The sequence below is a fragment of the Microbacterium sp. CFBP 13617 genome, from assembly GCF_014839445.1.
Classification (GTDB): domain Bacteria; phylum Actinomycetota; class Actinomycetes; order Actinomycetales; family Microbacteriaceae; genus Microbacterium.
Genome location: NZ_JACYNW010000004.1, coordinates 23,775 through 49,232 on the forward strand (window position 1 = coordinate 23,775; position 25,458 = coordinate 49,232).

Consider the following 25,458-nt stretch of genomic DNA (forward strand, 5'->3'; position numbering starts at 1 on the left):
CGGCGACCCCTGCCGCGGTGACCAGACACGCCGTCCTGCGGTGCGGCGCGCGCGGCGGGCGGGGCTGAGTCCGCCGTGCGACAGCGAGTGGCGTGGCTGATCGGCGCGGGCATCGTGCTCGTCGCGATCGGTGTCGCCGTGCTGCTGGTCATGACCGCCGGTTCGCGCGCGGAGCCGAGCTCCGCGGCGACGGTGACGCCCTCGGCATCCGGCACCCCGACGCGATCGGTCACCCCCACGCGGTCGGCGACGCCCACGCGAACCCCCACCCCGACAGCCACGCCGACCCCCACGGCGCGGCCGGGAACGGCTCTCGTGACGCGCGGCGAGGGCGGCACGGTGCGCATGCTCGTCGCCGGCGACTCATTGGCCGCGGGCTTCTTCGCGTCGCAGAAGGATCGGGGCTTCACCTCTCTCGTGGCGGATGCCGTCGGCCCGGTCGAGATGACCACCGCGGCCCAGGCGCACCAGACGCTCACCACCGTCGCCGCGATCACCGACGTGCCCGACGACCTCGGCCTCGCGGTGATCGAGCTCGGGACGAACGACGTCGGTCTGCCCACTCCGGTGGCCGACTTCGAGCAGCAGTACGTCGGCTTGCTCGATCGCATCCGCGCCTCGTCACCGAAGGCCGCGCTCGTCTGCCTCGGCACCTGGACGAGCGACGGCGCCGCGTACGACGAGGCGATCGCCCGCACCTGCGCCGAGCGGGGCGGGGTGTACGTCGGGCTCGCCGACGCCTTCTCGACGTCCGCGTACCACGGTCCCGAGGGGCGCGACTCGTTCGCCGGTGCCGGCGACTATTTCCACCCGAACGACACCGGGCACCGCGCGATCGCCGACGGCGTGCTGAAGGCCCTCACCTACTGAGCCGCCCGCGCGAGCCGTGAGCGAGGCGCGTCACACCGGTTCGGTCGTGCGGATGAGGCCGCAGCTCACACACGACCACGCCACGAGGAACCGCTCGTCGTCGAGGATCTCGAACGAGAGCGGGTCGCCGCAGGTGGGGCAGGGGAGCGGGCTCGGCCGGCTGGTCATCGTGAGAAGGTCACGTGCACGACGCCGCTCTCGGCGACCTCGGTCGTCACCGTGTAGCGGCGGTCAAGATCGCGGAGGTCGTCCCACAGGCGCGTTCCCCGCCCCAGGATCACGGGGCGGATGGCCACGTGCAGGTGGTCGACGAGGTCGGCCTCGAGGGCCGCGCGTACCACCCCGACACCCCCGCCGATGCGCACGTCGGCGTCGCCGGCGGCCGCGGAAGCCCGTGTCACGGCATCCGTGATGCTCTCGCAGACGAAGGTGAATCGCGTGCCGTTCGCGAAGGCGATCTCGGGCCGCTCGCGGTGCGTGAGGACGAACACCGGTACGCGGAACGGCGGCTCCTCGCCCCACCACCCCCGCCACTCGGGGTCGTCGGGGAAGGCATGCAGGCCGAACATGCCCGCGCCCATGACCTCGGCGCCGATGCCCTCGAAGTACGCGGCGGCGTACCGGTCATCGACGCCAGTCGTCCCCGCGCCCGACGTGTCGCCGAAGACACGCTCACGGAACGTTCTCGTCGCCATGTAGTCCGCGACGAGACGCCCCCAGTCCTCGCCCATCGGGTTCTCGGGCGACGGGTCGGCGGGCATCGCCACCCCGTCGAGCGAGATGTTCAGATCGACGCGGACGGGCAAGGTGTGCTCCGGGGAGGGGTTACCGGTAGTTGGTGAACTGCAGGTCGACGTCGAGGTCGGCGGCCTTGAGCAGGCGCTGCACTTCCTGCAGGTCGTCGCGCGACTTCGACTGCACGCGCAGTTCGTCGCCCTGGATCTGCGACTTGACGCCCTTGGGACCCTCGTCGCGGATGATCTTGTTGACCTTCTTCGCGTCGTCCTGCGAGATGCCCTCCTTCAGCGTGGAGGTGATGCGGTACTCCTTGCCGCTGGCGACGGGCTCACCGGCATCCAGGCTCTTGAGCGAGATGCCGCGCTTGATGAGCTTCGTCTGGAAGACGTCGAGGACGGCATTGGCGCGCTCCTCGGAGTTCGCCTTGATGACGATGGAGTCGCCGCTCCACGCGATCGACGCGTCGGTGCCCTTGAAGTCGTAACGCTGCTCGACCTCTTTGTGAGCCTGGTTCAGCGCGTTGTCGGCTTCCTGTCGGTCGATCTTGGAAACGATGTCGAAGGAAGAATCAGCCATGATCCGATTCTATTCGCGGGCCCCCGATCCACACCCCCTCGACATCGCCCGCCCCGTCTCGGTATGCGCGCTCGTAGACTCGGATGCCATGCGAGCACTCACCGAGAACGAGCTCCGCGCCGCGTTCGTCAACGCCACGCCGGACGAGGTGCGCGTTCTGGCGCTTCCTCACGACTTCGTGCTGACCGACTGGGATCATCTCGACTTCCTCGCCTGGCGTGATCCGAGCACGCGGGGCCGCGGATACCTCGTGATCGAGCGCGACGGGGAGCCGATCGGAGTGCTGCTGCGCGCCGCCGACGGGCAGTCGCGCGCCCGGTCGTCGATGTGCAACCTCTGCCACACGATGCAGCCCGGTGATCAGGTGACGTTGTTCACCGCACGCAAGGCCGGCGCGGCCGGCGAGCACGGCGACACGGTGGGCACCTACATGTGCGCCGACCTGTCGTGCCACGAGACGGTGCGCCTGGCGGCTCCCCTCGCCCCGAGCGAGATCCGCGCGAGCGTCGACCGCAAGATCGACGGCACACGGCGCCGCACCGAGGAGTTCGTCGCGCGCGTGCTCGAGACCGCCGAGGTGACGCGATGAGCGGGCGCGTCGTCGTCATCGGCGACGCCCTCGTCGACGAGCTGCGCGACGAGACGGGTGTGCGCGAGTTCGTCGGCGGCGCGGGCCTCAACGTCGCGGTGGGGCTCTCGCGCCTGGGCGTTCCGGCATCGCTCATCGCGATGGTGGGCGACGATGCGGCGGGCGAGCAGATCCGCGATTTCCTCGCCGAGCACGGCGTCGAGCTGCTGGCGAGTCCGTCGGAGCACGGCTCGTCGCGCGCGGTGAGCACCCGCTCGCCGGGCGGAGAGCCCGAGTACGTCTTCAACGACGCGGCCCAGAACCGACGGGTGCGCTACGGCGACGCGGAGCGCGCGGCGATCGCCGACGCCCCCATGGTCGTGGTCAGCTGCTTCCCCTTCGACGACGCGGAGCAGACCCGCCTCCTGATGGATGCCACGGCCTCACCGTCGACGCCCCTGGCCATCGACCCGAACCCGCGCAGCGGCATGCTGCACGACCGCGCCGCGTTCGTGCAGGGTTTCGAGCGGGCGGCATCCGGAGCCCTGCTCGTGAAGGTGGGCGACGACGACGCGCAGCTTCTCTACGGCGGCTCGCTCGACGACCTGCGCGTGCGGCTCGTCGGCCTCGGCGTGGGTGCCGTGCTGGCGACCTACGGCGCGGGCGGCGCCGCGATCGACGCCGCCGGAACCTCGGTCGCGCGGGGAATCTCGGAGCTTCCCGGGCGCATCATCGACACGATGGGTGGCGGCGACGCCGTGCTGGCGACCACCGTCGCGCTCGTGCGCGACCGCCTTCCGGTCGATGCCCAGGAGTGGGATGCCGTGCTCACCCGAGCCATGGATGTCGCCGCCGCCACCTGCCGCCACGAGGGCGCCCTGCTGCGCACGCCGGAGTGACCCCACCGTGGTTGGAGGCACCCTCCGCGAGATAGTAGAGTGGTTTCTCGCGCCTCTGGTCGACTGAACAAGCCGGGCGGGCGCGCATGGCGAGTTACCCAAGCGGCCAAAGGGATCTGACTGTAAATCAGACTGCATTGCATTCGGGGGTTCGAATCCCTCACTCGCCACAAGACGTCCGTCTCTCGAGACGGACGTTTCCTGTTTCAGGAGAGTGCGTCCGGAGCGCCCCTCAGCTGTCTGCGCTCGCTCTCGCAGCGCTCGGCCCCACGCTCCCCGTCGTCACACCGGCGCCCTCGGTAGGCGGTTGATTGCCCCGCCCGTGAGCCGAATCGCGGTGACCGACGTGATGGCGCCCGCGGCCATGATCGCCGCGAGGACGACCAGCTGAAAGCGTCCTGCCTCGACGGGTGAGAGTCCGCCAAAGATCGCTCCCACGAACGCTCCGGGAAGAACGACCACGCCGGTCGTCTTGACCTGGTCGATCCCGGGGAGGAGGGCGTCGTGTACCGCGCGCCGCCCGAGGTCGCGGGTGGCGCGGCGAGGTGTCGCTCCCAGCGCCAACCAGGCCTCCACTTCGGGCCAGCGGTCAGCGCGCAGCTGCGCGTACGTGCGACCGGTCACCGAAGCGACGGTCATGGCGTTGCCGATCACCATCGCCCCGACCGCGAGAACGAACCGAGGTGAGTATTCGACGGCGCCGGTGAGGAACACCACGCTTCCGGCCACACCCACCCCGGCGAAGAGGGCAAGCGCCGTCCTCCATGCCTGAGAGGGCGGATCTCCGATGCGATTCGTCGACACCGACACCGCCACCAGAAACATCACCACGAGCGCGGCGCCTACCCAGACGGCATCCTGAATGACCCCCGTCAAGATGACGCTGAGAAGGGTGAGCTGCACGGTCGCCCGCACGAGAGCAAAGGCCGGACCGTGCCACCGCGGCACTCCCGAAGCGAGCAGGATGCTTACCGCGATGCCGGCGAGAACCACAATCGCCACCGCCGTGCGCACCAGCACATCGACTGTAGGCATGCCGAAAGAGTACTGGCGGTGCGCCCACCGCCTGTGTCCGGAGCCTCGCGCCGGTGGCGGCCGATAGTCTCCGTGGGTGCGAATCCTGCTAGACGAGCCGAAGGTCGACGTGTCTTACTGTTCGGCATCGATCACCACCGATGAGGGCGTGGACCGCGGCGACCTCGGTGCCCCTTGGGTCGATGAGAGCAACGGACTGTGCGGAGCCGGCATCCCCGGAGTGCTCGAACTCGTTACGGGAACGCACACGGGCCGGGTGTCGTTCCGCGTCGAGTTGCATGATTCTGAGCCCGCCGTCGACCCGATGTGGGAAGAGGTCGTGGAAGTCTCGTTCACGACGGAGCTCGACGAGGCGTTCCTGACCGGCCTCATGGGTGATGAATTCCCTTTCCCGCTTCCCCGCGGCGACTACCGTGTCCGCTACTGCGCCCAGGGTTTCGGTGAAGCTCACAACAGCGATGAGGCGGAAGATTCTTACCTCTTGCAGTTCTGGCTGGCTCCGCCCGCCCCCGGCCGAATCCTTGTCCAGACCAGCGCCGAAGCCTCATATTGGCACCGCACCCGGCGCACTCTGGGTCTGGAGGAGATGACCGAGCAAGAGCTCGCAGAGGTTGCCGAACGGCAGGAGCGCGGCCGTTTGCGGTGGGGAGATCGTGTTCCGAATGCGCGTCTGCTCGAACTCGTCGATGCCGGGATGCCGCTGAGCGCCCTGACGGAGCTGGACGTGGACCTCGAGTTCGCCCTGGCCGAAGCCGATGATGTCCTCCATCGCCGTATCGCGGCGTGGGCCGCCCTGCGGTGCCTGGACGCATCCGGGCTGAGCGCGCTGCCCCTCTACGAGACCGCAGTGCACGCCTTTCGCCACGGAGATCCGGCGCCTCCGCCATTCGACGAACTCCGTTACGGCTGGGATGTCCTCGAATGGTCGCGCCCTGTGCGAACGAGAGTGCCGGCGCCTCTGGATGGCGAAAGCACCGAATCGCCGCAGGAGTGGGCCACCCGCACGCTGATGGATTCCACTGGACGCGACTCGCTCATCGCCGTGCTGAACATCGTCGTCTGCCTGGCCTACGTGCACGGGCGCGACGGGTACCGCGAAGCGTTCGACGATCTGCGGGCACAGTTCCCAGACTTGTGATGCCGGGAGCTCGGCTCACGTCAGACCGAGGCGGCGAGCAGGGTCTTGGACTTGCCGTTCAAGAAGTTGACGAGCGCGCCGAGCACGTTCACCTCGTTGCCGAGGTTGACCAGCGCGACGGCGTCCAGCTCGATGGTGGCGTCTCGCGCTTCCATCGTCGCCGTCCAGATCCCGTCACCGCCGGTCACGGGCTGCAGGTAGGTCACGGTCTTCGCCTCGCTGAGGTCGACGACGATCAGACCCGACTCGGGATCGGTTTCGTCATCCTGCTCCAGGAGGCGGATGTCGCTTCCCGTCAGGTAGCCGAGGGCGCGGAATTCCGCGAGCCACTCCTCGAGCAGGTCCTTGTTCAGCAGGCGGCGTACCGGCACGGCTCTCTCCGATTTCTTCGCGCGAGATCGCGCGTCACCACATTATGTCGGGTGCGGAGAGGTTCGGCTTCGTGCGTTCAGGCGGCGCGCATCGATCGCACGGGCGTGCGGGCGGGGGTACGGGTCGCCTTCTCGGCGACCTCCCACTCGCGCACGTCGATGACGAGACCCGATGCGGCGTTGGACTGGTCGGCCAGCGTGCGCAGGTACTCGCCCACCAGCTGCTCGGGCTCGACGGATTCGAACACGAACCGCAGGGGGATCGAAGGCTGCAGCCAGATGGTGGAGCGTCCGGGATCCTGCTCCGTGCCGGTCCAGGTGAACGTGAACGACTCGCCGCGGCGCAGCTTCGTCGAGGCGATGACCTTGATGTAACCCATCAGGCGATCGGGAAGAAAAATGGGGGCGGTGTCGGAACCGTAGTAAAGAGTGGCCATTGCGATCTCCTAGAGTCGGGGTCGGCGGGCTAATCACTAAAGTAGCACGTATTTCACAAAGTTAATTAATTAACTGAAATGTTCACGCCCTTGAGTAAGGTAGGCCTTAGCAATCGGCCGGATTGCTCCAGGACTGAGGAGGTGCGGCGTTGACGAATCCCTCCGCGTTGACCGCAGCGCTCGATGACTACGTGTCCGCACGTGATGATGCCGTCGCGAAGGCGAGAACCGACCTGTCGGTCAGCGAACTCGAGGCGACGGCTCTGTGCTGCATCGCCGACGAGCCCGGCATCCGCCCCTCGATCCTGCGCTCGCATCTGGGTGTGACCGCAGCCGGCGTCACCACGATGGTCGATCGTCTGATCGGACGAGGCCTCGTGCGCCGCGAGCTCGATGCCGAAGACCGTCGGGTCAACCACATCCACCTCGAGATCGACATGGAGCAGGAGCCCTGGGCGGCGCTCCGGCGTTTCCCCGTCGAGGTGGACGCCGCCGTGCGCGCCGAGTCGCGCGATGTCGTCGAGGTGGCCGCCGAGCTGCTGCGTCGCATCACAGATCGCGTGCGCACCTTCAGCTGAGCGGGCGCCTCGGCGCCGTCATCGCGGACTCTGCGCCGTCGGGCCTCACGCGGCCTCCTTCGAGCCGGATGAGGTGATCGGCGTCGGCGATGAGCCGGTCGTCGTGGCTCACGCACACGACCGTCGCCCCACGGGCGACCTCGTGCGCGATGGCCGCACGGTTGAGTTGCGCGCTCGCCGCGTCGAGTCCGGTGGTCGGTTCGTCGAGCAGCAGGATGTCGGCTTCGCGGGCGAGGCCCTGGGCGAGCAGCGCTCGCTGTCGCTGGCCCCCCGAAAGCGACGAGAACGGATGCCGTGCCAGCGGCGCGATGTCGAGTCGCTGCATCGCGCCGTCGATGGCGGCCCGGTGCGCGGCGCTGAGTCGCCGGAGCGGCCCCGTGCGTCCCCACGCTCCGACCGACACGACGTCACGGACGGTGAGCGGGAGGTGGGGCGAGACGGCTGCGCGCTGCGGCACGAAGGCGCGCGTGCGCGGCGCGACCTCGAGCGTGCCGGTTGACGGCTCCCGTGCGCCGGCAAGCACCTCGAGCAGCGTCGACTTGCCTGCACCGTTCGGGCCCACGATGACGGTGAGCGCTCCGGCGTGCAGATCGACGTCGACGCCGTCGAGGGCGAGGGTGCCGGAGTAGTCCACGCGCAGGGCGCGTGCGATGACGGCGGTGAGGGGCATGGCATCCATTGTATGAGTTTGAGAATCGTTCTCATTCTCGATACGGTCGGGCATCGTGACCTGGCTCCTCGATCCCTTCTCTCTCGAATTCGTGCAGCGCGCGCTGCTCGGGGGAGTGCTCGTCGCCGTGCTGTGCGGCGTCGCCGGTACGTGGGTCATTGTGCGCGGCATGGCGTTCCTCGGTGAGGCACTCGCTCACGGCATGCTGCCCGGCGTCGCCCTCGCCACCGTGCTCGGCCTTCCGGTCCTGCTGGGGGCGGCGGCCAGCGCCGTCGTGATGAGCCTCGGCATCGGCGTGCTGCAGCGGCGCGCCCGGCTCTCGTACGACACGAGCATCGGCCTGCTCTTCGTCGGAATGCTCGCCCTCGGCGTCATCGTCATCTCGCACGCTGGCAGCTTCGCCACCGATGCCACGGCGATCCTGTTCGGCGACATCCTCGCCATCGGCGCCGGTGACCTCGTCGTGCTCGCGGTGGCGGCAGGCCTGGGCATCGCGGCGGCCGCGGTCGCCCATCGTGGCCTCGTCGCCCTCGCCATCGACGAGCGGGTCGCCCGGGTGCTCGGCCTCGGCCCGCGCGTCGCGCAGACCGTTCTCATCGGGCTCGTCACCCTCGCCGTCGTCGCGTCGTACCAGGCCGTCGGCTCGCTGCTGGTGGTGGGCCTGCTCATCGCGCCCGCGGTCGCCGCGCGCCAGTGGACCCACCGCATCGCCACGACCATGGCGCTCGCCGCCGTGATCGGGGCGGTCGCCGTCGCCGTCGGCCTTCTCGTCTCGTGGCACGCCGCGACCGCCGCCGGCGCGACCATCGCCGCCACCGCCATCGCCGCGGCCGGCGTCTCGTGGGCCCTACGCGCCTGCCGTGACGCCGCGCGCCGGCGCGTGGCATCCCCTGTTCTCGTTCCCGCCTGACCGGAAAGCCCCCATGCCCCACCCCGACTTCCCCCGTCGCCTCGCGCCCCTCAGCGTGGTGTTGCTCCTCTCGCTCGCCGGCTGCGCTGCGCCTGCCGCCGCCCCCGACACCGCACCCTCGACCGACACGCACGGCGAGATCGCGGGTGCCGCCGAACTCGCCGAACCCGCGGTGGGTCTCACCTCGATCGACGGCGACGGCCGCGTCTCGCACCTCGATCTGCTCGACGAGACCACGACCGCGCTCGGCACCGTGCGCTCGCCCTCGACGGTGCACTCGGACGGTCGGTACCTCTTCGCCGCCGACGACACGGGCGTCTCGATCGTCGACAGCGGCGTGTGGACCTGGGACCACGTCGACCACTTCCACTACTACCGCGCCGACGCCCGCCTGCTGGGCGACGTCGAGGGTGAGGGAACCGCTGTCGTGGCGACCTCGAACTCGTCGACCACGGGCGGGACGGGCCTGTTCTTCCCCGGATCGGGTGAGGCGGTGCTGCTCGACACCGAGGCGTTGTCGAGAGGTGAGGTCGTCGAGCGGTTCCGCCTCTCGACGTCTCCTGGTGCCGGCCTCGTCGTGCCCGCCGGATCGTTCGCCGCGGTGGCCGCGGACGACGAGGTGACCCTGCACGACGCTGACGGCGCCGAGGTCGGCGAACCGGCCGCGTGCATCCAACCCGCGGGGACGATCACCACCCGCGTCGGAGCGGTGATCGGATGCCAGGACGGCGCCCTTCTGATCAGCGTCGACGACGACGCACCCGTCGTCGAACGCATCGCCTACCCCGCGGGAACGACCGCGCCGCGGGCGACGGCCTTCGCCAACCGCGAGGGGCGCCCGAAGGTCGCCGCGGTCGCCGGGGACGCCGGGGTGTGGATCCTCGACACCCGCGAGCGCACGTGGACGCTGCTGCCCACCCCCGAGCCGGTCGTGCAGGTCACGGCGGTCGACGACAAAGACGCGAACCTCCTCGCCCTCACCCCGGACGGGCGGGTGCTGGTGCTCGATGGCGAGACAGGCGCGCAGCGCGCGGCATCCCCCGCCCTGGTGGGAGCGAGCCTCGCCGCGGGCCAGACCGTCAGCCTGGTCGCCGACCAGCAGCGGGCCTACCTGAACGGTCCCACCGAGAACCGGATGTGGGAGATCGACTTCGCCGACGACGCCCGCGTCGCCCGGGAGTTCGCGCCCGAGCGCGCGCCGCTGTTCTTCGCCGAGACGGGACGCTGACATGAAGAGAGCTCTGGCCGTCGCCCTGACCGCCGCCCTGCTCGCCCTCACCGGGTGCGCCGGGGGAGCGGCATCCGATCGCCCGCTCGTGGTGGTGACGACGAACATCCTCGGCGACGTCGTGTCGCATCTGGTCGGCGACGACGTCGAGGTGCTCACCCTGATGCGCCCGGGCGCCGATCCGCACTCGTTCGAGATGTCGGCGTCGGAAGCCGCGCGCCTGCGCTCGGCCGACCTGCTGGTGGCCAACGGCATCGGCCTCGAAGAGGGTCTGCAGAAGCATCTCGACGCGGCTTCCGCCGACGGGGTGGCCACCTTCGTCGCCGGCGACGCGGTCACGGTGCTGCCGTACACCTCGACCGATGCGGGCGGTGCCGACGATCCGCACTTCTGGACCGATCCCGCCCAGATGGCCGCGGTCGTCGACGCGCTGACCCCGGTGCTCTCGCGCATCGACGGGATCGACGCCGCCGCGGTCGCCGAGCGTTCGACGGCGTATCGCGCCGAGATCGAGGCCCTGGATGCCGAGATGACGGCCGCGTTCGCCGCGATCCCCGCCGAGCGTCGGGCGCTCGTGACCAACCACCACGTCTTCGGCTACCTCGCCGAGCGCTTCGGGTTCCGCCTGGTGGGGGCCGTGATCCCCGGCGGCACCACGCTGGCGGCGCCCAGCACGAGCGACCTCGCCGACCTGGTGTCGGCGATCGACGAGGCCGGGGTGCCCACGATCTTCGCCGAGTCGTCGTCGCCCGACCGCCTGGTGCGCGCGCTCGCCGACGAGGCCGACCGCCACGTCGAGGTGACCGAGCTGTTCACCGAATCGCTCACCGACGCCGACGGCGGCGCCCCCGACTACCTGACCATGATGCGCGTCAACACGGAGCGCATCGCCACCGGCCTGTCGCCGTGAGCGACCGGCCACCCACCCAGAAAGAGAATCACATGCGCACCTCTTCCCACCGCCGCGGGGACGCCCTCCGTCGTGCGGGCCTGCTCACGCTCGCGGTCGGCGCGACCGTCGCCCTGTCGGCGTGCGCCGGCGGCGCCGGCACCGGTTCGGCTGCCCCCGCCACGAGCTCGGCCCCGTCGTCGACGAGCGACACCGGCACCCGCGTCGCCCTGTCGTACCCCGGCGGCATCGTCGTGCTCGACGGCGAGAGCCTCGAGACGATCGGCGACTTCTCGTCTGAGGAGTTCACGCGGCTCAACTCCGCCGGTGACGGCCGTCACGTCATGGTGACCACGAGCGAGGGCTTCCAGGTGCTCGATGCCGGCACCGCGTCGGAGCAGCCCGAGCTCACCGACCTCGTGTTCCCGGCGTCCAAGCCCGGTCACGTCGTGACGCACGGCGGCAAGACCGTGCTCTACGCCGACGGCACGAGCGACTCGACGATCTTCGACACCGACGCGCTGCTGACCTCGACCGATGCGCTCCCGCCTGTTGAGACCGTCCCGGGCGTCGAGGCGCACCACGGGGTGTCGATCATGCTCGAAGACGGGTCGTTCGTCACCACGGTCGGCAACGCGAACGGCCGCACGGGCATCGCCGTGACCGACGCATCGGGCGCGACGATCGCCCAGGATGCGACCTGCCCCGGCGTGCACGGCGAGGGCACCGCGAAAGACGAGGTCGTCGTCTTCGGCTGCGAGAACGGCGCCCTGATCTACGACGACGGCGAGATCACGAAGGTCGACGCCCCCGACCAGCCCTACGGTCGTACGGGCAACCTCTTCGTCAGCGAGACCAGCCCGCTGGTGCTCGGTGACTACAAGGACGACCGCGACGCCGAGGGCTACCTGCTGCAGCGCGTCTCGCTGATCGACACCGCAGCCAAGACGCAGACCGTCCTCGACATGCCCGCCGGCGCCGAGTACACCTTCCGCGACCTGGCCCGCGGTCCCGAGGATCGGGGCTACATCCTGGCGTCGGATGGTGCGATCCACGTCCTCGACCTCGAGAAGGGGGCCTTCACCGAGGCGTTCCCCGTGATCGACGCGTGGGAGGGGCCGGTCGAGTGGCAGGACGCCCACCCCGCGATCAAGGTGTCGGGCGACATCGCCTACGTCACCGAGCCGGCGAAGAACGCCGTGCACGCGGTCGACCTCACCACCGGCGAGATCACCGCCACGGCGACCCTCGACGTCACGCCCAACGAGATGGCGCTCACGCGCTGAGCGTCACCGACCGCCCCGGTCGTACGCCACCTGCAGTGCTCCCCGCACCGCGCGTACGCCGGGGCGGTCGGCCGTTCCGCGGCGGACGGCGGTGAACACCTCGCGCCGGGGTTCGCCGGGTAGGCCGACCAGGCGCACGGGCGGATCCTCGCCGGCGAAGACGAGGTCGGGGATCATCCCCACCGCGTGACCGGATGCCACGAGCCGCACGTGCGCGGTCAGATCGGCCATCTCGAAGCGCACGTCGGGCTCGAACCCCGCCGCTCGACACTGCTGCGTCGCCCATTGACGCGCGGCCGTGCCCTCGGGCTCCATCACCCAGGCGCGGTCGCGGAGGTCGTCGAGTCGCTCGGCGGGATCGGTACGCGCGACGGCGAGGCGGATGGCATCCCGTCCCAGCAGGCTCCGCTCGATGCCGTCGCGGTGCTCACGCGTGTGCCCCGGGTACTGCTCGGCGACGGCGAGGTCGAAGCCGCGGGCGGCCACCTCGAACAGTCCCTCTTCGGGGGCGAGCTCGGCGACCTCGACGCGCAATTGGGGCTCGGCCTCGGCCAGGGCGTCGAGGGCGCGGGGGAGGAGCCCGTGCGCGGCGGACTGCATGACGGCCACGCGCACGGGAGCGAGCGAGGGACGCAGGTGCTCGAGCTCGGCGCGGGCTGCTTCGTCGGCGGCGAGCATGCGGGCCGCGTGCGCGGCGAGGGCCGCGCCCTGCGCGGTGAGGCGCAGGCGACGACCGTCGGGTTCGAGCAGGGCGACGCCGGCCTCGCGCTCCAGCAGGGCGAGCTGCTGCGAGATCGTCGACGGACTGTACGACAGGGCCTCGGCGACGGCCGCGAGCGTGCCCCGGAGCGAGAGCTCGTGCAGCAGGCGCAGACGGCGGAGATCGAACATGGCATCCCTTCGATGACATCGAACATAACCCATCGTTAATCATCGCTTTTCTCGAATGGACGCGGGTCCCATGCTGATCACATCCGAGGAAGGACCGCCATGTCGCTCACCGATGCCCCCCGCACCACGTCCGGCACCACGCCCCAGAGTCTCGTCTCACCCGCCGAGCTCGCCGACGACGCGATCGCCCTCGTGCGCCGATGGCTCGCCGAGAGTCGCGACGAGCCCGTCGACGCCGCCGCTCAGCGCCTCGCCGGCGTGCTGCGCGATCCGCACGGACTCGACTTCACGGTCGGCTTCGTCGACGGGGTCGTGCGCCCCGAAGACCTGAGCGTCGCGGCGCGCAACCTTGCCGCCCTGACCCCGCTGATCCCCGGGTTCCTCCCCCTGCACCTCAAGGCCGCGATCCGGCTCGGCGCGCTGACCGCGCCGATCCTTCCCCGCGTCGTCGTGCCGGCGGCGCGCACGGCGCTCCGCTCGATGGTGCGTCACCTCATCGTCGATGCCAGCGACCGCAAGCTCGGCGACGCCATCACATCGATCCGCGGCCGGGGCGACGGCATCCGTCTCAACGTGAATCTGCTCGGCGAGGCCATCCTCGGCAAGAAAGAGGCCGCGCGCCGCCTGGCCGGCACGCGCAAGCTCCTCGCCCGTGACGACGTCGACTACGTCTCGATCAAGGTGTCGTCGACCGTCGCCCCGCACACGCCGTGGGCGTTCGACGCCGCCGTCGCCGACGCGGTGGCGGCGCTTCGCCCCCTCTACCGGGTCGCGAAAGAGACCGGCACGTTCGTCAACCTCGACATGGAGGAGTTCAAAGACCTCGACCTCACCCTCGCGGTCTTCGAGACCCTGCTCGCCGAGCCCGAGTTCCACGACGTCGAGGCCGGCATCGTGCTGCAGGCGTACCTGCCCGATGCCCTCGCCGCGATGATCCGCCTGCAGGAATGGACCGCCCGGCGCGTGGCATCCGGGGGTGCGACGATCAAGGTGCGCGTCGTGAAGGGCGCGAACCTCCCCATGGAACGCGTCGACGCCGACGTGCACGACTGGCCGCTGGCCACCTGGCCGTCGAAGCAGGCGACGGATGCCTCTTATAAGGCGGTGCTCGACTACGCGCTGCGTCCCGAGCACGCGCAGCACGTGCGCATCGGCGTGGCCGGACACAACCTCTTCGACGTGGCCCTCGCCTGGCTCCTCGCGGAGCGGCGCGGGGTGACCGGCGGGATCGACGTCGAGATGCTGCTCGGCATGGCCACCGCGCAGCAGGCGGTCGTGCGTCGCACGGTCGGCTCGATCCTGCTCTACACGCCCGTCGTGCACCCCCAGGAGTTCGACGTCGCGATCGCCTACCTGATCCGCCGCCTCGAAGAGGGCGCGTCGAGCGAGAACTTCATGTCGGCCGTCTTCGACCTCGACACCCACGCGGCGCTGTTCGATCGCGAGCGCGACCGCTTCCTGGCCTCGCTCGCCGACATGCCCGAGGGCGTACCGGCGTCGAACCGCGTGCAGGACCGCACCGCTCCGGCGCCCGCGGCTCCCGCCACGAGCTTCCACAACACCCCCGACTCCGACCCCGCGATCGAGGCCAACCGCGGCTGGGGCGCCGGGATCGTCGCGCGGATGCAGGACTCGACCCTGGGCAGCGACACGATCGCCGCGCACACCGTCACCGACGCCGACGCCCTCGACGCCCTGATCCGCGAGGCCGCGACCGCCGCCACCGCGTGGCGCGAGCTCGGCGCGGGGGCGCGCGCCGCCATCCTGCACCGGGCGGGCGACGCGCTCGAGAAGCGTCGCGCCGACCTGCTCGAGGTCATGGGCGTCGAGTGCGGCAAGGTGTTGGAGCAGAGCGACCCCGAGGTGTCGGAGGCCATCGACTTCGCGCACTACTACGCCGAGCAGGCCCGCACCCTCGACGACGTCGACGGCGCCCGCTTCACGCCCGTGGGCGTCACCGTGGTCACCCCTCCGTGGAACTTCCCCGTCGCGATCCCCGCGGGATCGACCCTCGCCGCGCTCGCCGCAGGGTCCGCCGTGGTCATCAAACCCGCTGCCCTCGCCCAGCGCTCCGGCGCGGTGATGGTCGAGGCGCTGTGGGAGGCCGGCGTGCCCCGCGAGGTGCTCAAGCTCGTGCAGCTGTCGGAACGCGATCTCGGCACGCAGCTGCTCACGCACCCCGCCGTCGAGCGGGTGGTGCTGACCGGCGCGTACGAGACGGCCGAGCTGTTCCGTTCGTTCCGTCCCGACCTTGCGCTCCTCGCCGAGACGAGCGGCAAGAACGCCGTGATCGTGACGCCCAGCGCCGACCTCGACCTCGCCGCGAAAGACGTCGCGATGTCGGCCTTCGGCCACGCGGGGCAGAAGTGCTCGGCGGCCTCGCTCGTCGTGCTCGTCGGCTCGGTCGCGCGCTCGCGGCGCTTCCGCGACCAGCTCGTCGACGCGGTGACCTCGCTCGAGGTCGGGATGCCGTGGGATGAGGCCTCGCGCGTGGGACCGCTCATCGAGCCGGCGAACGGCAAGCTGCTGCGGGCGCTCACCACGCTCGAGCCCGGCCAGCGCTGGGTCGTCGAACCGCAGCGTCTCGACGACGAGGGGTCGCTGTGGCGCCCCGGCATTCGCGAGGGCGTGCAGGCGGGCAGCGAGTTCCACCGCACCGAGTACTTCGGACCCGTGCTGGGCATCATGACCGCCGAGACCCTCGATGAGGCCATCGAGATCGTCAACGCCATCGAGTACGGGCTCACCTCGGGCCTGCACGCGCTGGACGAGGCCGAGATCCAGCGGTGGCTCTCGCGCATCGAGGCCGGCAACGTCTACGTCAACCGCGGCACCACCGGCGCCATCGTGCAGCGCCAGCCGTTCGGCGGATGGAAGAAGTCGGCCGTCGGCGCGGGCACCAAGGCCGGTGGGCCGTCGTACCTGTTCGGATTCGGTTCGTGGGCGGATGCCGAGACCTCGGCGCCCCGCTCGGGCGATGCGCTGGCCGCCCCGGCGCTCGCGGCCGTCCCCTCGGCCGACCGCGACTGGCTGGCATCCGCTCTCGCGAGCGACGACTCCGCCTGGGCAGCGGAGTTCTCGTTGGCCCGCGACGTGACCGGCCTGGAGTCGGAGCAGAACGTGCTGCGCTACGGCACGGTGCCGGTCACCGTGCGATTCGACGACGCGACCGAGACGGCGCTCGTCCGCGTCGTCGCCGCCGGTGTGCGCGCCGGCGCCCCGGTGACCGTGAGCACGGCCCGCGCGCTGTCGCCCGCCGTGCGCGCGTGGCTCGAGGGCGTGGGAGTGCGCGCGAGCGTCGAGGATGCCGACGAGTGGAAGCGCCGCGCCGCGCGCCTGGCGCGCACCGGTGGGCGGGTGCGCCTGCTCGGCGGCTCGACCGTCGCGATGGCCGACGCCGTGGGCGGCTCGCCCTCGGTCGCGATCTACGCGGGCGAGGTCACCCGCGCCGGGCGCGTCGAGCTGCTGCCGTTCCTGCGCGAGCAGGCCGTGTCGATCACGGCGCACCGCTTCGGAACGCCGCGCCGGTACGTCGTGCCGCCGCTCGTCACGCGCTGAGCGCACGCGGGCCCCGCGGCTGTTGCGGGGCCCGCGTGGGTGCTCATCACGCGGTTCCGGTCGTGGCCACCCGCGCGGCGGCGCGGCGCACCGAGTCCGGAACGGGCGTTCCGGGGTGCGTCTGCGCAGACGTCCTCGGCTCGTCGGCGACCCAGCGCAGGGGGAGGGTACCGGCCCAGACGGCGCGGTCCTCTCCGTCGTCGTCCTCCTCGACGAGCGAGCCCGCGTTGTCCTTCACGCTGGCCTCGACGAGGGGGATGCGCAGCACCATGGTGGCGGCGAGCTCACGGGCCGTCATGGGGCGGACGTCTTCGCTCCGGCCGGGCATGAGGTGCTCCGACAGCACGAGCAGGGCCGCCTCTTTCTCTTCGGGCGGCACGACGGATGCCACCCCATGCACGACCGCGCACCGGTACCGCATCGAGCTGTCGAAGAGCGACCGCGCGTACTTCAGGCCCATGAGGTGGGTCACGGTGATGCAGACGGGGGTACCGGCCGCGATGCGTCGGAAGAAGTCGCTGCCGGTGGATCCGTGCAGCAGGAGGTCGTCGCCGTCTCGGGCGATGCCGATCGGCAGCGCGACCGGGCGGTCGTCGCGTACGAGGGCGATGGTGGCGGCCAGGGCGCCGTCGATCACGTCGTAGAGCGCGGTGCGGTCGGTGACCTGGTAGTGCGGAAGGCGGCGCACCCGCGTGCGCGCGGTGAGGGGAAGATCGGTCATGGTCCGATTTCATTCGCTCGCGTGGTCCATCGCATAGTCCGCTTCTCGCGCTTTCGTCTGGACCAGTGACAGACTGTCGCCGTGATCTCGCTCGGCGTCCTCGATCGATCCTCCGCCGTGCCCCTGCACGAGCAACTCGCGCACGGTCTGCGCGCGGCGGTGCTCGCGGGGCGCGTCGCCGGTGGCGAGGCGGTCCCCTCGACGCGGGCACTGTCAGCCGACCTGGGGGTCGCGCGGGGAACGGTGGTCGCGGCCTACGAGATCCTCGCGGGCGAGGGATACCTGCTCACGCGGCCCGGGGGTGGAACGGTCGTCGCCGACATCGCCGTGCGCGCGCCCGTCGCGGCGGCCGATTCGCCCGACCGCCTCGTCGTGGAACCCGCGGTGCTCGACCTGCGGCCCGGGCGCCCGGGCACGACCGGCCTCGCCGATGCCGCGTGGCGCTCCGCCTGGCGGCGGGCGAGCGCCACCGATCCCGTCGCCGACGTCGCCGACCCCGCGGGCGCCATGGCGCTGAGGGCCGAGATCGCGCGGCACCTCGGGCGTACGCGCGGCGTCGACGTCTCGGTCGGCGACGTGCTGATCACGGCGGGCACCAGCGACGCGATGCTGCTGACGCTGCTCGCGCTCGCGCCGCGCGGTGACCGGCAGCGCCTGCGCGTCGGTATCGAAGACCCGGGCTACCCCCGCGTGCGCATGATCCTGCGCCGTCTGGGGATCGAGGCCGTCCCCGTGCCGGTCCGTCTCGGCTCGGGGCTCGACCTCGACGGGCTCGAGCGGCAGCGCGATCTCGACGCCGTCATCGTGACCCCGAACCACCACTACCCCCTCGGGAGTCGTCTGGATGCCGAGGACCGCGCCCGCCTGCTCGCCTGGGCCGCGCGGGACGACGTGGTCGTCGTCGAAGACGACTACGACAGCGAGTTCCCCCACGGGCGCGCGCCGCTTCCGCCGCTGCACCTGCTCGATCCGGCGCGGGTCGTGCTGATCGGAAGCCTGTCGAAGGTGCTCACCCCGGCCGTGCGGTGCGGGTGGATCGTCGCGACCGGCGCGGTGGGGGAACGCATCCGCGCGGCGCGCGACGACCTCGACTCTCCCGTTTCGCTCGTGCAGCAGCACGCGCTCGCGCTGTACCTGGCGGAGGGAGCCCTCGCCCGCCACACCGCGCGGCGGCGGCGCGAGTACCGCCATCGGCGCCGCCTGCTGCTCGAGGCCTTCGCGGGCGTGCCCGGCGTCGAGCTGGCCGCCACCGACGGCGGACTGCACGCCGTGGCGCTGCTGACGGGCGGCGGAGAAGGCGCCGAGAACGCCGTCGTCTCGGAGCTGCTCGCGCACGGCATCCGCGTCGCGCCGCTCGCGGGCTACGCGGTGGGTGGTGACTCCGCTGGGTCCGCCGATTCAGCGGCGAGCGATCCCGGCGTCGTCTCCGCGCGCTCCGAGGCCCCGGCGGGGATCGTCTTCGGATACGCCGAGCCCACGACGGTCGCGCTCGTCGAGGCGGTCGGCGTGATGCTCACCGTTCTGCGGACGCACGCGCGCCGGGGCCGCGCGCCGACCCCGACGCCCGGCCCCAGCCGAGCTGAGGGCTCCGCACGTTAGGGCGCTCACCACGGCGCGTCGTCGACAGGAGGGGCAAGCCGTCGCCGAGCGCACCCCGTTTTCCTCACCCCTCCAGGATCTCGAGCGCCGCCATCGCCGCGTTCTGCCCGCCGATCCCGCTGACGGCGCCGCCGCGCTGCGCACTCGAGCCGCAGAGCAGCACGCGCGAGTGCGGGGTCGACACGCCCCACCGCGCCGCCGGCGTCGTGGCCGGCGCCGCGAGCCAGGGCCACGACAGTCCGCCGTGGAAGATGTCGCCGCCCACCATATTCAGCGACCGCTCGAGGTCGCTTGTCGTGCGTGCCTCGATGCAGAGCCGCCCGTCGGGCGCCCGATGGATGCAGTCGCGCAGCGGCTCGGCCAGCACCGAATCGAGCGACTGCTGCGCCGCAGCCAACAGGCGCGCTCCCGCGGCGACGGGATCGGTGTCGTCGATCAGGCGGTGCGGCACCTGCAGGCCGAACATCGTCAGGGTCTGCGCCCCGCTCGCCCGCAGGTCGTCGCCGAGGATCGACGGGTCGGTCAGCGAGTGGCAGTAGATCTCGACGGGAAGAGGCTCGGGGATGAGCCCCCCGGATGCCGCGACGTACGCGGCATCCAACTGGGTCATCGACTCGTTCACGTGGAAGGTGCCCGAGAAGGCGGCCTCGGGGGTGACCGAGGAGTCGCGCAGCCGCGGCAACCGCGACAGGAGCATGTTGACCTTGACCTGCGCGCCCTCGGGCGCCTCGGCTGCGCTCGCCGGGGATCCCCCCGCGGTGAGCAGGCCGTCGAGCACGGCGCGACCGACTCCGCTCAGCACGAGCGTGCCGTGGTACACCTCGGAGCGGTCGGTCATCGTGTGCACGTCGCCGTCGGGCGAGATCGAGATCACGTCGGTGCCCGTGACGATCTCGGCGCCGGCCTCGCGCGCCGCGCGTTCGAGCTCGGCGGCGACGGCGCCCATGCCGCCCACCGGCACGTCCCAGTGCCCGGTCTCGCCGCCGATGACGTGGTACAGGAAGCAGCGGTTCTGCGCCAGCGAGGGGTCGTCCGACGAGGCGAAGGTTCCGATGAGGCCGTCGGTGAGGGCGATGCCGCGGGCGAGATCGCTGTCGAGCGAACCGCGCAGCAGGTCGCCGAGCGGACGCTCGGTCAGCGCCGTCCACAGCTCATCGTCGCCCACGCTCTCGCGCACCTCGTCGGCCGTCGGCAGGGGACCGGTCATGGTGGGGAAGACCGCGCGCCCCAGCGGGGCCAGGCGTTCGCCGAACGCGGCGAACCGCTCGGCCTCCCTGGTCTCGCCCAGGGTACGCACGAACGAGGCGGCGGTCGCCGCGGCATCCTGGGTGTCGACGAGGATGCCACGGGTCGGGTCGTGCGGGTCGGGTGTGTACGACGAGTAGCGACGCCGACGCAGGTCGATGCGCAGCCCCAGATCGTCGATGATCTTCTGCGGCAGCAGGCTCACGAGGTACGAGTAGCGCGAGAGGCGGGCATCGACCCCGGCCCACGGGCGCTCCGACACGGCGGCACCGCCCACGGCATCCGATCGTTCGATCACCACCACGCGGCGCCCGGCGCGGGCGAGATAGGCCGCGGCGACGAGGGCGTTGTGCCCTCCTCCCACGATGACGACGTCGTACCGGCGAGTATCCGAAGCGGTCATGCATCCACGCTAACGACGGCGACGACTTCTGCGGAGGGGGTGGCGCAGTAGCGTGGATGCCATGACTCTCGCTGCGGAACTGCTCGACATCGCCACGCGGATCGTTCGGGAGGCGGGCGAACTCGCGCACCGTCGCCGCATCGAGGGGGTGACGGTGGCCGCCACCAAGTCGGCCGCCGCCGACATCGTCACCGCCGCCGATCGCGAGGTCGAAGCCTTCATCCGCGCGGAACTCGCGCGGGTGCGTCCCGACGACGGCTTCTTCGGCGAGGAGTCCGGCGCCGACGTGGGGACGAGCGGCATCACCTGGGTGGTCGATCCGATCGACGGCACCGTCAACTACGCCTACGGCATTCCCGCCTGGGCCGTGAGCATCGCCGCGGTCGAGGGCACCGCCGACACCGCGACGTGGACGGCGATCGCCGGCGTCGTCTTCAACCCGGTGACGGGTGAGCTTTTCCGCGCCTCGCGCGGCGGGGGAGCCTGGCTCGGCGATCAGCGTCTCTCGGTCTCGGCCCACGTGGGAGAGGCGGGCGGTCTGGTGGCCACGGGCTTCGGGTACAACCCCGCGACACACGGTCCGGCGCTGGCGCAGCTGTCGCGCGTCATGCCCATCGCGCGCGATGTGCGCCGTATCGGCGCGGCCTCGCTCGACCTGGCCTCGGTCGCCGCGGGCCGCATGGACGCCTACTACGAGCGCGGGACGCAGCCCTGGGATCACGCGGCGGGAGCCCTCCTCGTCGAGGAAGCAGGCGGGGTCGTGGGTGGCGCGCCGGGTGGTCGTCCGGGGAACGGAATGGTCATCGCCGCGGGCGCGGCGTTCTACGCGCGCCTCGAGCCGCTGCTCGATATCGAGGGGTGACGCCCGGGGCGCTCATGGCTTTCCCAGACCGCCCGAGGTAGTGTGGTTACCTGTTCGTTATTTTCCGCGACCCGAACCCGCGGAAACGGCCAAGCCCCACAGCCCGAAGCCGTCGCGCTTGCGACACGACACGAGAGCCATCGCGCGTTGCCGTCAGAAGCCTTTTCGACTGAGCCTGCCCATACTCGGCGGTCTCGTCGCCCCCTCGCTGTTCCCGCCTCCGAAGCCGCTCCCCGGCTGACCCGCGCCGAGATGCGCCGCCTCACGGTGGGTGACACCGCGCAGAGCGACGACTCGCGCAGCGAGGTCGCCGCGACGGCGATCGACGACGCGGCCCCCACCGTGCAGATGTCGTCGGAGCCCGCCCCGGTCGACGCCGAGGTCGCCGCGCAGTCCGAGATGCTCGAGACCGTCGCCGCCGCCGTCATCGAGACGGTCATCGCCGCGACGATCGAGCCCACGCTCCCCGAGGTCTCGGCGTCCGACGCCGACGCCGACGCCCTCGAGGTCACCGTCGTCGACGAGCGCCGCACCGCCGACGCCGATGTCGCCGTCATCCTGCAGAGCGCCGACACCGACGTCGCCACCACCCCGGTGGCACTGCCCACCTCTCCCATCACCCTGCCCGTGACGCGCCGCGCGCGTCGTCGTCCGCAGGCCGCGGTCATCATCGACAGCACCCAGGCCGATGACGCATCGCCCGCCGTCGAGATCCCGGATGCCGCGTCGCCCGAGGGTCACGGAGTGCCGACGGCCACCGATGACGACTCCGCCGACGAGTTCGCCTCGGCCGCCCGTCTCTTCGCGTTCACCGGTGAGACCGCCGTTCAGCGGCCCGCGCCCGTCGCCACGGCATCCGAGCCCGTCGTCGAGGGGCTGCCCGCCGCGGCCGCCGCTCCCCGCACGCGTCGGAACGTGCGCCGCATCGCGACCGCATCGTTCTCGGTGGGCGTCATGGGCGTCGTCGGCCTGCTGACCGTGGGCATGACCATGCCGGTCAGCGCGCTCGCCTCGGCGAACGGCACCGACAGTGTCACCGCCCCCGCGACCGCCACGACGCGCCTCGCGCTCGGTGGCGACGTGCAGGGCGGCGACGCCACGGACGCGATCCAGGCGTACGTCGCTCCCGCGCAGGCGCAGGCCGCCGTGGTCGACCGTGCCGATGGATACAGCGCGACGACGTACGCCAAGATGGCGGCCGACTCGGGCATCACGAACCCCTCGAACTTCTACGTCAACGACCCGACGGCGCCCATCCAGTGGCCCTTCGCCGTCGGTGTGCCGATCACGTACGGCTTCGGTATGCGTGACGGGACCATGCACGAGGGCGCCGACTTCGTTCCCGGTGAGGGCTCGCCCGTGCAGGCGATCGCCGACGGCACCGTGCGCATCGCGACCGAGCAGGGCGGCGCCTTCGGCGTCACCGTGCTCATCGATCACGAGATCGACGGACAACTGGTCTCGAGCCGCTACGGACACATGCAGTACGGCTCGCTCCAGGTCACGCAGGGTCAGCACGTGAAGGTCGGCCAGTTCCTCGGCCGCACCGGCAACACGGGTCGCTCATTCGGTGCGCACACCCACGTCGAGATCCTGCAGAACGGCACCACGCCGATCGACCCGATCGTCTGGCTGCGTCAGCACGCCGGAGGGTGATCATCGATTCGTGTGAGAGTGTCGCGGTCTGATATTCTCTTCTAGCTGCCCGGAGTGATCCGGGTACGCCCCGATAGCTCAGTGGCAGAGCACTTCCATGGTAAGGAAGGGGTCGTCAGTTCAATCCTGACTCGGGGCTCAAGGCATTCTCATTGTCATCGGAATGCTGTGCGGCGGGGTAGCTCAGTTGGTGAGAGCGCACGACTCATAATCGTGAGGTCGCGGGTTCAAGCCCCGCTCCCGCTACTTCTGGGACAGGATTCGAGTCTTACTCGAACAGTTGCTCGAGGCCAACGTGGGACCCCCGTGCGGACGGAGGAGCGGTTGCTTGGATCAATCACTGTTCTCCGGGATGCGCTTTCCTCGCCCGTCGTGGAACTATTGGTTCGTCCCAAGCTCGGCCTGGAAGCGATCGTTCTCGGCAACCATCTACTCCGATGAGACTCTGCATGGCGGGAGGTCCACGGTGCCGGCGGACCCGCAAGTCAGTCGCATCCCCCATGTTCGGTCGCCCCGGCAGTTCACCATCTTGAACTCCGACCAGTCGTAGCTTCCGAACTTGCCGGGCCATGCCCAGAAGATAACTACGGAGTCTTCGAACTTCACCTCAATGCCGGTCTCGGAAAACCAGTCCCATGTTGCGGCACCCGAGTAGACCTCACCTGTGTCGTCCCAACAAATTCCGGAATCGGTCCTTACCCACTGCCCTTCTGGCACGTTCGTCAGTTCGGCACTACCCCCGGGCGAGATCATCAACGACATTCTCGGTTCGGTCTCGCTGGCATCGATATCGATCCGGTCGCCGTCCCAGGCCGCCGGAGGCTGTGGTCTGGATTCGGTTTCGCGCCCACCGCAAGCCGCGAGTCCAATGGTCAGGAGGAGGGTGGCAGAGGCTATCGCGGCTAGGCGTCGGAGCATTGCATCATCTCTGTTGGTAGGCCAGTGGGGAAACTCTAAGGCGTCGAGTTGGGGGCTCCGGAGATGAGTTCATCCGCGTGGGGACTGCCGCACGAGACGACCTCGCTGACCCCGCGTCCTGCTGGTTTCGGCGGACGCTAGCGGCGCAGGATGAGCAACCCAAGGATCACTCCGCCGAGAACGATTGATCTCGCGCTACGCGTGTTGAATCAGCTTTGCGTCCGATGACTATCACAGCGGTTGTAACGACGGTGCCGAGGAGTCCGACGAGTGCCGCGGGGACAGTCAGTCCAGTGGAGGTCACAAGGTCGCTGTTGGATCCACTTGTCGCGCCAACGAGATAGGCGGCAACTGTGACGCTCACCCATATTGCTGTCACCGTGAACGTCAGCAGACGAGAGGGAGCAGTGGATAAGCTCCCGAGACCGTTTATGCACCTCGCAGCGCCCACGCAAAGGCCCACGGCCAAAAGCGCGAGAGCGGAGGCCAATGCGATCGCATAGCCTTCCTCTCCTTCGTCTGTGTACCCCACCGTGGATGCGAAGAAGAGAACCGCAGTCAGGGCGCAGAACACGGCGATCGAGATGCAGATCAAGGCTGAGCACACGGCGCGCCAATGAAGAGCCCGCCGCTCTCGAGCAGGCAGCGCGCTGGGCGATTTAGACCTGATTCCGGTGACCCCCATGCCGCGAGCCTAGTCAGGCCTGCCCGTCGACTCCGTACGTGGTGCCACGAAGTCGACTGATCTCCGACGGCGCTAGCCGTTTGCGCATCCGATGAGCGTGGACGTCAACGAGCTTCGCGCAAACAGCGCTCGGCATGCTGCGAAACTGATCGGTTTCGGCTCGAGCGAAACTGCGGGGAGAAGCTCCCCTGAACACGCGTGTCGAGTCGACTTGATACCCCGTGTCGAAAACGAGTGGTGGGTCGAACGACGGGGAGCCACATTTCGGGCCACAGGTCGATGCTCGTAACGCCGAGGGTCAGTCACCTCACTTGTGGCTACCGCCGCGCGGCCGCAACTGGACTTCCTCCTTGATGAGGCGTTGCCGGACGTTGCTGTAGCTGGTGTCGAGACGGGTTGCGATGGCGGCGATTGGACGGCCGTGCTCGTACATCTTCTTCGCGAGTTCAACCTGGTCGATTGTGAGCGGCCGGCGGCGCAGCGCTACCCCCTCGTCTCGGAGCAAGCGGAGCATCCCCGTCTTGGAGAGGCCGTAGGTCTCACAGAGACTCGGCGTCGTCGCGCCCGTTTCGTACTCGGTGGCAATCTGCTTGACCAGGGCTGGGTCGATGCGCCGTCGAAGCGATCGGCTGACCGGCTCTCGGGGCGTAGCGGAGGCGGCCCAATTCGGCTCCAGGTCAGCCAATTTCTGCAGTTCCACCAGGGGTGGCGGCAGGAGTGCCGATTT

The 25,458-nt window shown here is 70.4% G+C and carries 25 protein-coding genes and 3 tRNA genes; 16 read left to right on the forward strand and 12 right to left on the reverse strand.

Annotated features, from left to right (window positions below; genetic code table 11):
* Positions 1–75 precede the first annotated feature (75 nt).
* Positions 76–870, forward strand: a complete 795-nt coding sequence (locus IFU40_RS11990; protein WP_342343521.1) for an SGNH/GDSL hydrolase family protein — start codon at positions 76–78, stop codon at positions 868–870.
* Positions 871–900: 30 nt separating this feature from the next.
* Here IFU40_RS11990 and IFU40_RS11995 read toward each other — a convergent pair whose 3' ends face one another.
* Genes IFU40_RS11995 through IFU40_RS12005 form a run of 3 tightly spaced genes read right to left on the reverse strand, consistent with a single transcriptional unit; the run spans position 901 to position 2,184 of the window.
* Positions 901–1,038 carry a hypothetical protein gene (locus IFU40_RS11995; protein ID WP_191916551.1) on the reverse strand — a complete coding sequence of 46 codons (138 nt, stop codon included), beginning with the start codon at positions 1,036–1,038 and terminating at the stop codon, positions 901–903.
* The gene (locus IFU40_RS12000; protein WP_191926478.1) at positions 1,035–1,676 is read right to left on the reverse strand and encodes a dihydrofolate reductase family protein; all 642 of its coding nucleotides are present in this window, start codon (positions 1,674–1,676) and stop codon (positions 1,035–1,037) included. Before IFU40_RS12000 ends, IFU40_RS11995 begins: the two co-directional genes overlap by 4 nt.
* A gap of 19 nt (positions 1,677–1,695) precedes the next feature.
* The gene (locus IFU40_RS12005; RefSeq protein WP_055839030.1) at positions 1,696–2,184 is read right to left on the reverse strand and encodes a YajQ family cyclic di-GMP-binding protein; all 489 of its coding nucleotides are present in this window, start codon (positions 2,182–2,184) and stop codon (positions 1,696–1,698) included.
* An 88-nt stretch (positions 2,185–2,272) separates the two neighbouring features.
* Between IFU40_RS12005 and IFU40_RS12010 the strand changes: the two genes are divergently transcribed.
* The 3 genes from IFU40_RS12010 to IFU40_RS12020 all read left to right on the forward strand — a co-directional run bounded on the left by IFU40_RS12010 (position 2,273) and on the right by IFU40_RS12020 (position 3,821).
* On the forward strand, positions 2,273–2,773 hold the full coding sequence (locus tag IFU40_RS12010) for an FBP domain-containing protein (protein WP_191926862.1): 501 nt from the start codon (positions 2,273–2,275) through the stop codon (positions 2,771–2,773).
* Positions 2,770–3,651, forward strand: coding sequence for a PfkB family carbohydrate kinase (locus tag IFU40_RS12015; protein WP_191926479.1), 882 nt, complete (start codon positions 2,770–2,772; stop codon positions 3,649–3,651). Before IFU40_RS12010 ends, IFU40_RS12015 begins: the two co-directional genes overlap by 4 nt.
* 88 nt (positions 3,652–3,739) lie before the next feature.
* Positions 3,740–3,821, forward strand: a tRNA-Tyr gene (locus IFU40_RS12020).
* 112 nt (positions 3,822–3,933) lie between these two features.
* Here the strand turns inward: IFU40_RS12020 and IFU40_RS12025 are convergent.
* The gene (locus IFU40_RS12025; protein WP_191926480.1) at positions 3,934–4,686 is read right to left on the reverse strand and encodes an ABC transporter permease; all 753 of its coding nucleotides are present in this window, start codon (positions 4,684–4,686) and stop codon (positions 3,934–3,936) included.
* A 76-nt stretch (positions 4,687–4,762) separates the two neighbouring features.
* Here IFU40_RS12025 and IFU40_RS12030 point away from each other — a divergent pair, with 76 nt between their 5' ends.
* On the forward strand, positions 4,763–5,824 hold the full coding sequence (locus IFU40_RS12030) for a hypothetical protein (protein ID WP_191926481.1): 1,062 nt from the start codon (positions 4,763–4,765) through the stop codon (positions 5,822–5,824).
* Positions 5,825–5,844: 20 nt separating this feature from the next.
* On the opposite strand, the gene IFU40_RS12035 is transcribed toward IFU40_RS12030, so the two are convergent.
* Both IFU40_RS12035 and IFU40_RS12040 read right to left on the reverse strand, forming a co-directional pair.
* The gene (locus IFU40_RS12035) at positions 5,845–6,195 is read right to left on the reverse strand and encodes a hypothetical protein (protein ID WP_191926482.1); all 351 of its coding nucleotides are present in this window, start codon (positions 6,193–6,195) and stop codon (positions 5,845–5,847) included.
* Positions 6,196–6,272: 77 nt separating this feature from the next.
* Positions 6,273–6,632 carry a DUF7882 family protein gene (locus IFU40_RS12040; RefSeq protein WP_055839018.1) on the reverse strand — a complete coding sequence of 120 codons (360 nt, stop codon included), beginning with the start codon at positions 6,630–6,632 and terminating at the stop codon, positions 6,273–6,275.
* 149 nt (positions 6,633–6,781) lie between these two features.
* Here IFU40_RS12040 and IFU40_RS12045 point away from each other — a divergent pair, with 149 nt between their 5' ends.
* Positions 6,782–7,210, forward strand: coding sequence for a MarR family transcriptional regulator (locus tag IFU40_RS12045; RefSeq protein ID WP_070409364.1), 429 nt, complete (start codon positions 6,782–6,784; stop codon positions 7,208–7,210).
* Here IFU40_RS12045 and aztA read toward each other — a convergent pair.
* Entirely contained in the window at positions 7,203–7,880 is a 678-nt protein-coding gene (gene aztA / locus IFU40_RS12050; protein ID WP_249404222.1) for a zinc ABC transporter ATP-binding protein AztA, read from the reverse strand. The genes IFU40_RS12045 and aztA overlap by 8 nt on opposite strands.
* Before the next feature lie 55 nt (positions 7,881–7,935).
* On the opposite strand from aztA, the gene aztB reads away from it, so the two are divergent.
* Genes aztB through aztD form a run of 4 tightly spaced genes read left to right on the forward strand, consistent with a single transcriptional unit; the run spans position 7,936 to position 12,193 of the window.
* Positions 7,936–8,790 carry a zinc ABC transporter permease AztB gene (gene aztB / locus IFU40_RS12055; RefSeq protein WP_191926484.1) on the forward strand — a complete coding sequence of 285 codons (855 nt, stop codon included), beginning with the start codon at positions 7,936–7,938 and terminating at the stop codon, positions 8,788–8,790.
* Between the two features lie 13 nt (positions 8,791–8,803).
* Entirely contained in the window at positions 8,804–10,018 is a 1,215-nt protein-coding gene (locus tag IFU40_RS12060) for an ABC transporter (protein ID WP_191926485.1), read from the forward strand.
* A gap of 1 nt (position 10,019) precedes the next feature.
* Entirely contained in the window at positions 10,020–10,928 is a 909-nt protein-coding gene (gene aztC / locus IFU40_RS12065; protein ID WP_191926486.1) for a zinc ABC transporter substrate-binding protein AztC, read from the forward strand.
* A gap of 32 nt (positions 10,929–10,960) precedes the next feature.
* Positions 10,961–12,193, forward strand: coding sequence for a zinc metallochaperone AztD (gene aztD / locus IFU40_RS12070; protein ID WP_191926487.1), 1,233 nt, complete (start codon positions 10,961–10,963; stop codon positions 12,191–12,193).
* A 3-nt stretch (positions 12,194–12,196) separates the two neighbouring features.
* Here the strand turns inward: aztD and IFU40_RS12075 are convergent, their stop codons facing one another.
* A complete protein-coding gene (locus IFU40_RS12075; protein WP_191926488.1) occupies positions 12,197–13,084 on the reverse strand; it encodes a LysR family transcriptional regulator in 888 nt (295 codons plus the stop codon).
* A gap of 99 nt (positions 13,085–13,183) precedes the next feature.
* On the opposite strand from IFU40_RS12075, the gene IFU40_RS12080 reads away from it, so the two are divergent.
* The gene (locus tag IFU40_RS12080; RefSeq protein ID WP_191926489.1) at positions 13,184–16,642 is read left to right on the forward strand and encodes a bifunctional proline dehydrogenase/L-glutamate gamma-semialdehyde dehydrogenase; all 3,459 of its coding nucleotides are present in this window, start codon (positions 13,184–13,186) and stop codon (positions 16,640–16,642) included.
* A gap of 46 nt (positions 16,643–16,688) precedes the next feature.
* On the opposite strand, the gene IFU40_RS12085 is transcribed toward IFU40_RS12080, so the two are convergent.
* Positions 16,689–17,363, reverse strand: a complete 675-nt coding sequence (locus IFU40_RS12085) for a pyridoxamine 5'-phosphate oxidase family protein (protein WP_191926490.1) — start codon at positions 17,361–17,363, stop codon at positions 16,689–16,691.
* Positions 17,364–17,444: 81 nt separating this feature from the next.
* Here IFU40_RS12085 and pdxR point away from each other — a divergent pair, with 81 nt between their 5' ends.
* Entirely contained in the window at positions 17,445–18,962 is a 1,518-nt protein-coding gene (pdxR, locus tag IFU40_RS12090) for a MocR-like pyridoxine biosynthesis transcription factor PdxR (protein ID WP_191926491.1), read from the forward strand.
* A gap of 64 nt (positions 18,963–19,026) precedes the next feature.
* Here the strand turns inward: pdxR and IFU40_RS12095 are convergent, their stop codons facing one another.
* Positions 19,027–20,610 (reverse strand): phytoene desaturase family protein, encoded by a 1,584-nt coding sequence (locus IFU40_RS12095; RefSeq protein WP_191926492.1) that lies wholly within the window; start codon positions 20,608–20,610, stop codon positions 19,027–19,029.
* A 61-nt stretch (positions 20,611–20,671) separates the two neighbouring features.
* On the opposite strand from IFU40_RS12095, the gene IFU40_RS12100 reads away from it, so the two are divergent.
* From IFU40_RS12100 to IFU40_RS12115, 4 genes are all read left to right on the forward strand, one after another.
* A complete protein-coding gene (locus tag IFU40_RS12100; protein WP_055838988.1) occupies positions 20,672–21,472 on the forward strand; it encodes an inositol monophosphatase family protein in 801 nt (266 codons plus the stop codon).
* Between the two features lie 252 nt (positions 21,473–21,724).
* Entirely contained in the window at positions 21,725–23,128 is a 1,404-nt protein-coding gene (locus IFU40_RS12105) for a M23 family metallopeptidase (RefSeq protein WP_191926493.1), read from the forward strand.
* A gap of 67 nt (positions 23,129–23,195) precedes the next feature.
* Positions 23,196–23,267: transfer RNA gene (locus tag IFU40_RS12110), tRNA-Thr, on the forward strand.
* Positions 23,268–23,300: 33 nt separating this feature from the next.
* Positions 23,301–23,374: transfer RNA gene (locus IFU40_RS12115), tRNA-Met, on the forward strand.
* A gap of 183 nt (positions 23,375–23,557) precedes the next feature.
* Here the strand turns inward: IFU40_RS12115 and IFU40_RS16670 are convergent.
* Both IFU40_RS16670 and IFU40_RS12120 read right to left on the reverse strand, forming a co-directional pair.
* The gene (locus IFU40_RS16670) at positions 23,558–24,046 is read right to left on the reverse strand and encodes a hypothetical protein (RefSeq protein ID WP_206754875.1); all 489 of its coding nucleotides are present in this window, start codon (positions 24,044–24,046) and stop codon (positions 23,558–23,560) included.
* Between the two features lie 992 nt (positions 24,047–25,038).
* Complete coding sequence (locus IFU40_RS12120) at positions 25,039–25,431, reverse strand: helix-turn-helix domain-containing protein (protein ID WP_191926494.1); 393 nt, start codon at positions 25,429–25,431, stop codon at positions 25,039–25,041.
* Between the last annotated feature and the right edge of the window lie 27 nt (positions 25,432–25,458).